Annotated in this window: 3 protein-coding genes; all 3 read right to left on the minus strand. The window is 60.6% G+C overall.

The annotated features are described in order from the left end of the window. The coding region (locus HBA54_RS28565; RefSeq protein ID WP_205944979.1) for a cysteine rich repeat-containing protein at positions 1–230 on the minus strand (230 nt) is incomplete at its 3' end. 144 nt (positions 231–374) lie between these two features. Continuing rightward, positions 375–1,169: a class II glutamine amidotransferase gene (locus tag HBA54_RS28570; protein WP_167232126.1), complete on the minus strand. Its 795-nt coding sequence runs from the start codon at positions 1,167–1,169 to the stop codon at positions 375–377. Between the two features lie 41 nt (positions 1,170–1,210). Continuing rightward, positions 1,211–2,050 (minus strand): Tll0287-like domain-containing protein (locus tag HBA54_RS28575; protein ID WP_167232129.1); only part of this gene is annotated, 840 nt, incomplete at its 5' end.

Here is a 2,050-nt window from a genome sequence, read left to right on the forward strand (position 1 = left end):
CCGCCGCCTGTGGCATCCAACGCCGCTTTGCAAGCTGCCGAGACCTTGTCCTTGTTGGCCTCCAAGCAGGCACGGGCCTCACCGCTGCCATGGGTCTGGCCGGCGCAGTACGTTTCAAGGTCAGCCGCACAGGCCGAAGCAACCGGGCCAGACTGTGTTTGAGCGAATACCGCGCCAACCGCAAATAGGTTGATGCTGGTCGCAATGGCGATTACTCGTATGATGCTCACGATCCTATGCTCCTTTTAACTTCCGTTTCAGTTGGCCGGCGAATTCAACTCCGCCGAGGATCCCGACCAAGACAACCCCCACTTCCTTATCGATTTTTTCTGTGCTCAAGCATTAACCAATATCAAATTCGAAAGTCCACAGGCTCACAGCGTCTCACCATCTTTGACAGCCAGCACTTCTCCTTCCGCCAACGGCCGCCATGGCTCGTCGGTCAAAGGAACGCTGGCAAAAAGCGCGACCCGCTGATCCAGTGGGGCAACTGTAAGGCCGGTCGTTTCGAAGGAGCGGTCCGAATGGGGGCATTCGCGGATGAGCATATGGAGGCCCGGAGGCCCAAACTCGCCGTCTTCTTGGCGGCGCCGATGACCATGTGCAACAAGAAGCTCGCCATCGGAATAGATGAAGTTTGCAAGCCCCAACGACGTGATGTCCCGGGCGAAGGATCGCAGCACTTCCACGCGGGCTGCGCTGGTGGGCGGCCAGTCCGACGCGAGCCAGAGGTGCTGGAGACGCCCGAGCAAGACACAGAAGGCGGTCTCGGAATCCGTTGTGCCGAGCGGTCGGTAAAATCCAAGTTCGAAACTCTTCGGGTCCTGGATGCCGGGTATGTGGCCATTATGCACGAAGACATGCTGCCGGCCGCCAAGTTCCCGGGTAAAAGGCTGCGTGTTCTTGAGGGAGAGTTCACCAAGCGTCGCTTTGCGAATATGCGAAATGACGATCTGACTGCGCAAGGGGTGATCTTCGAGAAACCTCACCCAGGGACTCGTACTGGCGGGTGTCGTGTCCTTAATGATGCGCACATCGTCGTCCTCGAAGAATACAATGCCCCAGCCATCCTTGTGCGGCCCGGTCAGGCCACCGTGGCGGGAGAACTCTTCGAGCGAAAAGTTCACTGTCGCCGCCTGACGGCTGGACATGGCAAAGAGCTCGCACAATTCAATGAAACTCCTGGCAGTCGAACCACTCCACGCCAACCCTATTCGGTGGGTTGCTGCGCGAGAATCTTCAGATAAGCGACGATGTCGCAGTCGCGCGCTTCGTCGGTCAGGCCGTGGGTCTGCAGGAAGACACAGACGTCATCGCGCGGGCTTTCCGCCTTCGAGGGATATAGAAAAGCCGCGAGGTCACGGGCAGCATGACAGGATAGGCAGTGCCGGCCAAACAGCGCGCGGCCTTTGCCCGCATCGCCGGTTCGACCAGGAATGCCGAGCGGCACCGCCGACGGCAATACCGCCGGCTCGGGCAAGGGTGACGGCCGCAAGTCCGGCGCTTCCTTGGGATCATAGGGTTTCATCAGCGAAAACGCGCCACGCAGATCGCCGACAGCAAAGTCAACAGCCTCGTCTTCTGGATAGACTTCCTCTATCTTCCGGGCCACGTCGGGCCTCAGGTCGCTGCCATGACAGACTAGGCAGGCATCCAAGGTCGGAACCGCCCGCATGTAGTGCACGTAGGTCCGGCCGTCGCGCTCCTCCAGCCGGATCGTTTCCATGCTGTCGAAGGACTGGCCGGCAAAGCTACGCGTCAGATAACCCAGCAGTACGCCGCGCTCCGCCTCATTCGGCCGGTTTTCAGGGTTACGCGCCCTCAGTGCCGGGCGGCGGATTTCCCAGCCGGTCTCGGCGGCAACCTCAGCAGCGATCTCCGGCGCCAGATGGCGGCAGACCGATGTCGCCTCCGCAGGACCGACTTCGCGCACGGCCTGTTGGAGATGTTCCATCATCACCTGCCGCAGTTGTTGGATTGCGGCACGCGCCTCGTCCGTGTAGGCGCTCAAATCCTGCGCAACGGCACTGCCGCCCGATATCAGGAAGGC

It is taken from the genome of Pelagibius litoralis (assembly GCF_011683915.1).
GTDB lineage: Bacteria > Pseudomonadota > Alphaproteobacteria > Kiloniellales > Kiloniellaceae > Pelagibius > Pelagibius litoralis.